This is a genomic window from Limnobaculum eriocheiris (assembly GCF_021010575.1).
In the GTDB taxonomy this organism is placed as follows: Bacteria; Pseudomonadota; Gammaproteobacteria; order Enterobacterales; family Enterobacteriaceae; genus Limnobaculum; species Limnobaculum eriocheiris.
Genome location: NZ_JAJNAG010000041.1, coordinates 23035 through 29674, shown reverse-complemented (window position 1 = coordinate 29674; position 6640 = coordinate 23035). Strand labels below are relative to the sequence as shown.

General features: G+C 43.9%; 6 protein-coding genes. 5 read left to right on the top strand and 1 reads right to left on the bottom strand.

Going from position 1 to position 6640, the window contains the following annotated elements; all coding sequences use genetic code 11:
• Positions 1–74: IS1 family transposase (locus LPW36_RS14255; RefSeq protein ID WP_338085967.1), on the bottom strand; the 74-nt coding region annotated here is incomplete at its 3' end.
• A 36-nt stretch (positions 75–110) separates the two neighbouring features.
• Here LPW36_RS14255 and LPW36_RS14250 point away from each other — a divergent pair.
• The 5 genes from LPW36_RS14250 to LPW36_RS14230 all read left to right on the top strand — a co-directional run bounded on the left by LPW36_RS14250 (position 111) and on the right by LPW36_RS14230 (position 6640).
• Positions 111–635 (top strand): recombinase family protein, encoded by a 525-nt coding sequence (locus tag LPW36_RS14250; protein ID WP_338085988.1) that lies wholly within the window; start codon positions 111–113, stop codon positions 633–635.
• 190 nt (positions 636–825) lie between these two features.
• Positions 826–1041, top strand: coding sequence for a helix-turn-helix domain-containing protein (locus LPW36_RS14245; RefSeq protein ID WP_069598919.1), 216 nt, complete (start codon positions 826–828; stop codon positions 1039–1041).
• Between the two features lie 21 nt (positions 1042–1062).
• Positions 1063–3393, top strand: coding sequence for an EcoAI/FtnUII family type I restriction enzme subunit R (gene hsdR / locus LPW36_RS14240; protein WP_230610681.1), 2331 nt, complete (start codon positions 1063–1065; stop codon positions 3391–3393).
• Between the two features lies 1 nt (position 3394).
• Positions 3395–5158 carry an AAA family ATPase gene (locus LPW36_RS14235; protein ID WP_230610679.1) on the top strand — a complete coding sequence of 588 codons (1764 nt, stop codon included), beginning with the start codon at positions 3395–3397 and terminating at the stop codon, positions 5156–5158.
• 3 nt (positions 5159–5161) lie between these two features.
• Positions 5162–6640, top strand: a complete 1479-nt coding sequence (locus LPW36_RS14230) for a type I restriction-modification system subunit M (protein ID WP_230610677.1) — start codon at positions 5162–5164, stop codon at positions 6638–6640.

Genomic DNA, 6640 nt, shown 5'->3' with positions numbered 1-6640 from the left:
GAGGTGGAATGACCGTTTCGGATCACATCACTCGTTTCAGAACAGCGGGGACAAACTACATCAATCTTTGCCATCAATCATCCAAAGGGCGAAGAATACCACAACACTAAATATGCGTCACGACCGAGAATGTCTCTGGCGCCACGTTGCACCGACCTGAGTTGATGCGTTTGATTGCCGAGTCAGGTGAGGGTGACATTGTGCTGGTTGAACAAATCGACCGTCTGGCGCGGCTTAAGCAAAGTGATTGGGATACGTTGAAACAAAAGTTGGCCAGCAAACGCTTAGCCATTGTTTCACCAGAACTTCCCACCAGTTGGCTGGCTTTGCAACAACATAGCGAAACTGACTTTACCGGTGCTATTTTACAGGCGGTGAATGCCATGATGTTGGACATGCTCGCTGCCGTTGCTCGCAAAGATTATGATGACCGGCGACGCCGCCAATCACAGGGGATCGCAAAGGCGAAATCCGATGGTAAATATAATGGGCGTCAACCAGATCTGAAACGTCATCAGCACATAGCCAGTCTATTGAAGACTGGCCATAGCTATAGTGACATTCAGGACATGCTGGGATGTTCGCGGCACCTGATTGCAACTATCTCGAAGAATATCTGTAGTATAGAGCAGTAATACCACGACTTTCTGCCGTATCATTTTCTTGATTACGGTAATCTAACTTCCTCACATTGACAATATGTTCTCACCCCTCTAAAAAATTTGGTTTCAACTCAAATAAGTTGAGAAAAATCATAATAGTGATAGGGTATGCAACAGTGATAATTCCCCAAATTTTAGGGTTAAAAAATACCGTGGAGAAAGCATGATTCGCTGCCACCTAGCCCGTTTAATGGGTGAGAGAAAAATGCGCATTAGCGACGTGATGCGAGAAACCGGCCTCAGCCGTACCACCGTGACGCTACTTTACAAAGAAACCGCGCTCAAGGTGGATTTAGAAGCGCTCGATAAGCTATGTGATTTATTTAACTGTTCATTGAGCGACATATTGGAAAAAATGCCAAGCGATAGCCAACGCTAAAAAGCATCAAGGAGTGACGATATGTCGTCAGAAGCAGATACCAGAGCAAACTACATCGACCCAGCGTTAAAAGCCGCACATTGGCAACCGGGCAACATCATTCGGGAACATTACTTTACCGATGGCCGTAAGCTTGCTGGCGGTGTCCGTGGCCGTCGTTGTTTCGTCGATTATCTGCTCCATAAAGACAATCGTTACCTTGCAGTTGTTGAAGCAAAAAAAGAATCTGAACATCCAACCAAAGGCCTTCAACAAGCCATCGACTATGCCAAGAAGCTACTCGTTCGCTTTGTCTATTCAAGCAACGGCAAACAAACCTATGAGTTCGACTTAGAAACTGGTAAAGGCGACTACATCGAGTTTTACCCAACACCACAAGAGCTTGAAAGCCGCTACGCGGGTGTTAATTCGGATCTAGGCCAGCAGCTTCGTAATGTGCCCTTTCATTTAGAAGGCGCAATGCAGCCGCGTTATTACCAAGAATTAGCGGTACATGCCGCCACAGATGCTATTGGTAAAGGTAAGCCACGAGTGTTGTTAACGCTGGCTACTGGTACAGGTAAAACATTTATTGCCTTTCAAATCGTCCATAAACTGTTCCAGTCCCGTTGGAACAAAGAATCTCCGGGTACACGTAGGCCTCGAATCTTGTTTTTAGCTGATCGCAATATTTTGGCAGATCAAGCTATCAATACATTTAATCCGTACGAAAAAGATCTTATTAAAATTAATGGGGAGGAGGTTCGAAAGCGTAATGGTGTTGTGCCTACGAATGCTCATATCTTTTTTGCAATTTATCAAGCTATCGCAGATCGAACGGATAGAGAAAAAGAAAATATTGAAGGGTATTACAAGTCTTATCCAACCGACTTTTTTGATTTAGTAATGATTGATGAGTGTCACCGAGGTAGCGCCAATGACACTGGTTCATGGCGTGCAATTCTGGACCACTTTGGAAGTGCTGTTCACATTGGTTTAACTGCTACACCCAAACGAGAAGATAATATTGATACTTATGATTATTTTGGACAACCAGCTTTTGAATATTCTCTAAAAGCAGGTATTAATGATGGCTTCTTAACGCCATATCGTGTTAAGCGGGTACGTACCAACTTAGATGAACTGGTGCTAACCAAAGATGACCAAGTAATCGAAGGAGAGTCTGGTCAAGACGTCTATCAGGTAGAAGACTACGACAAAAAAATCGTCGTAGATGAACGTACCGAACTGGTCGCAAAAGCCATTTTGGACAATATCAATCCACTAGAAAAAACTATCGTCTTTTGCGAAAACCAAAATCATGCACTGACCATGCGTGACATGATCAATAAACACAAAAAGCTGAAAGATCCACATTACTGTGTGCGTGTAACCAGTGATGAAGGTAAAGTCGGCCGCGAGCTGCTGGAAAAATTCCAAGATAACGACAAAGACATTCCCACCATCATTACCTCATCGCAAATGTTAACCACTGGGGTAGATGCCCGTAACGTGCGAAATGTAGTGCTGGATCGAACCGTCGGCTCAATGGTGGAGTTTAAACAAATTGTCGGTCGCGGCACCCGTGTTTTTGATGGCAAAGACTATTTCACCATCGTCGATTTTCGCGGTGCAACCAATAAGTTTTACGACAAAGATTGGGATGGCGAACCTGAAGCACCGGAGCCTGGTGGCACTGGGGAGCCAACACCACCACCTTACACACCAGAGCCTCCCGGAGGAACAGATGGCCCAGAGCCTGAACCGAGAGAGCCAAAACCTCGGTTAAAAGTAAAGTTAGGCAAACACCGTGAACTGAAAGTCATTGACGTTGAAACCCGTTATATCGATGAAAACGGTAAACCTCTCACGGTGCAAGAATTTGTTGAGCGTCTAATTACTCAATTACCTGGGTTGTTTAAATCAGTTGAGGAATTGCGGCGGATATGGTCAGACCCAGATGAGCGCGAAACCTTGCTCGATAAACTTGTACAAGCAGGTTTTGATAAAGAACAACTCGCCACACTGCGACGCATGTTTGAAGCAGAAGAGTGCGATATCTTCGATCTGCTGGCTTTTTTAGCCTTTGAACAGCCAATGGCAACCCGTAAAGCTCGTGCCAATCAAGTACGCACTAACAGCACCTTCTTTAATCAGTACCAACAAGAAAAGGCACAGCAGTTTTTGCACTTTGTGCTCAATCGTTATGAGCAAACTGGCAGCTCGGAGTTATCACGCGAGCGCTTGCCTGCTCTCATCGAGCTATCAGGCTTGGGTACAGTGAAAGACGCTTCAACAGCATTCGGTGGAAAACCAGCCTATTTACTGGCTGCTTTTAAACAATTACAGCAACAGCTATACCATGTGAACTAAAATGCAATTAACACTAGCACCTAACCCGCTACACAATCAGCCGCAAACCTTACATATCAACAAAGTAGCTACTTTAATTGGCGAGAATGGCAGCGGTAAATCCACTATTTTGCAGTCAATTTTTAGCGAAGGACTTAATGGTGGCGGTCATGCTCATTTGAGAACGGTATGCTTTTCATCTGGGCAGAATGAGTCTTTCTCAAAGCACTTTAATGAACATGTAAAGAAAATCAGGCGCCGTGGAAAGTCGATGGTTTTATCTTCGTTTTACTACGATAAAACTTGGTCAAAATTATTGGTCTTTTTAGCTACAGCTCTGGTTAGAGACGGCAAAACAAGAACATTTTTACTTGAAAAAGGGTACGCAAAAGAGAGTCAGGATATCAACAGAGACGATATATCAAGTAAGTTGTCATTGTCTTTTCGTGTAGATAAACGCTATGCACAGCGTGTTCAAGATGCATTAAAAAAAGAAGAAGTGGGAGAAAAAGGCACTCTTAGACAAACACCTTTCTACCGCTCGTTAGAAAGTTTTGTAGAAGAACTGATAGACCGTGAGTATCTGTTTGAAGAGAAACTTTCCACCAAGACAATCGAATTATCATCTTACGATTTACTCTCGGTAAAGTTCGCTAGGATTAATCCAGATGAAGACTTGGATGAAGTTGATTTTGGTGACGACCCATCAATCAGTTTTTTAACACAAGCTGTCAATGGTAACTTCATTAACAAAAGGAGCTTCAAGTTAAAGCTTTTGGGCAACATTGAGTTAGATGATTTAAGCGATGGTGAATACCAACTGCTCTTTCTATACGCGTTGATAGACCTTTTTGATGCACCGAATACTCTATTCCTGTTTGATGAAGCAGATTCGCACCTGCACTACAAAAACGTAGAGAAACTATGGTCTCTATTACACTGCATACAAGGCCATGCTATTACTACGACACACCTGTTGGACTCTATTTCTGCAAAAGAAAACCGCATAGAACACTTGAAAGTTGTGGAACACGGCCGAATCAATGAAGACAACAAAATCAAGCAACTAATCAGCCGACTCAGTGTACTTTCTCGTGCCAAATCCGTTGAATTTGAGGTGTGTGGCAAGCTGCCTAACATCGCCTTATTAGATGACTACAACGACTGGATTATCTTTACCAAACTCGCCTCACGTGCAGGGTTAGACGTAAATCGATTAGCCACTGTGCATGCCATGAAAAAGTCGTCCAGCTACGCTTCTGCTAACGAAACCTTTGGCAAGGGCAAAATAGATTGGTTACATGGCTTAAGCAAGATTGAATCACCACTTGTAACAACACAGATTTTCCTAATTTGTGATCGAGACGAGGCGGCATTGGACTGGAATGCTGCCAATGGCGTTCAAGTGAACGGGCAAGTGTACCGTGAGTTGCTAAATGCCATTCAATGGCCGCGTGGTACCAGAGTTTCGCCATATCTATTGGCTTGGAAACGCCGTGAAATCAAAAACTATCTGCTTTCACATACAGCACTGTCGCATCACAACGTACTTGCTGCAATCAACAACCCTGATATTGCGCAGCGAAATCATTTACAACCAAACAACTCAGGTGATAACGATGATATTCGGCGATTGAATGCCAAAAGTGTCATTGACCCGCTGATTAACACCGATGGCGAAGGCTTGGACCCAGCAAAACTCCAAGATTATATCGACCTGATTCCGCCAGACGAAATCAGCGAAGACATCACCAATATGTATAATTTTATTATCGGAAAACTATAAGCCATGTCATTACAACAAAAGATTGACCGAATTACCGACATACTGCGCCGCGACGATGGCATTAGTGGTGCTATGCACTATACCGAGCAAACCTCGTGGGTACTGTTCTTAAAGTTTTTGGATGATTATGAATCTGAAAAAGAAGATGAAGCGGTACTGTCTGGTAAAGCCTATCAACCGGTTTTAGATGACGAACACCGCTGGTCAAATTGGGCCTGCCCGAAAAATGCCGAGGGCAAGCTAGATATCAATAAAGTTCGCACGGGTGATGATTTAACCGATTATGTTAATAACGAGTTGTTTCCGTACTTAAAGAGCTTTGCCAATTCCACCGTTACAGGTTCAGATCTTAAATCCTTCGCCTATAAAATTGGTGCTATCTTCCAGTATTTAGACAACAAGGTAGCGTCTGGCCATACCTTGCGTGAAGTGTTGGATATTATAGACACACTGAACTTTCAATCCAGTGATGAAATGTTTGAGCTCTCGTTAGTTTATGAAGGCTTATTGCAAAACATGGGCGATGCCGGTGGCTATGCGGGTGAATTTTACACCCCGCGCCCAGTAGTACGCGCCATGATCAAGGCCATTGACCCACAAGCTGGGCAAACCATTTACGATGCAGCGGCTGGCTCGTGCGGCTTCCTAGTCGAAGCCTTTGACCACCTGAAAGCAAAAAAGAGTGCGCTTTCTACTGAGCAATGGGACTTTATCCAGCGTGATACCTTCTTTGGTTTTGAAAAAACCTCGCTGGCCTATGTAATGGGCATGATGAACATGATTTTGCATGGCATCGAATCACCCAACTTGTTCCGTGGTAATACCCTTACCCAAAATATCCGCGATATTCAGGAAAAAGACCGTTACGACATTATTCTGGCTAACCCACCTTTTGGGGGTAAAGAGAAGTCGCAGATTCAGCAAAATTTCCCAATTCAAAGTAACGCAACTGAATTGCTGTTTTTACAACACTTTATGAAAACTCTAAAAAGTGGCGGTAAAGCAGCCATCGTAGTGCCAGAAGGTGTGCTGTTCCAAACCAACAGCGCGTTTAAACAAGTAAAACAGGAACTGCTGGAAAACTTTAACCTGCACACTATTTTAAGCTTGCCAGCCGGTGTTTTTTTACCGTACTCAGGTGTTAAAACCAACGTACTGTTTTTTGAACGCAGCGGCGGCACCAGCGATGTGTGGTATTACGAATGTGAGCCCGAGCAAAAACTCACCAAAAATAAGCCCATCACCGATGAGCACCTAAAAGAGTTTGTTGAGCTGTATAACAGCCGCGAAACCACGGATCGCTCATGGACGGTGTCGGCAAGTAAATTGGCTGAAGATTATGATCTATCCGCCAAAAACCCAACCAAGCAAAAAGATGCCGAGCATTTAGCACCAAGCGATATTCTTAAGCAGATCCGCACCAAAGAAAAACTGGTGTCTGGGCTGTTGGATGAAATTGAAGACCTGTTGGCGGAGAAGTAA

Excerpts from the sequence above, each read along its gene's own strand:
- LPW36_RS14245 (WP_069598919.1), top strand. The coding sequence starts at position 826 with ATGATTCGCTGCCACCTAGCCCGTTTAATGGGTGAGAGAAAAATGCGC.
- hsdR (WP_230610681.1), top strand. The coding sequence starts at position 1,063 with ATGTCGTCAGAAGCAGATACCAGAGCAAACTACATCGACCCAGCGTTA.
- LPW36_RS14235 (WP_230610679.1), top strand. The coding sequence starts at position 3,395 with ATGCAATTAACACTAGCACCTAACCCGCTACACAATCAGCCGCAAACC.
- LPW36_RS14230 (WP_230610677.1), top strand. The coding sequence starts at position 5,162 with ATGTCATTACAACAAAAGATTGACCGAATTACCGACATACTGCGCCGC.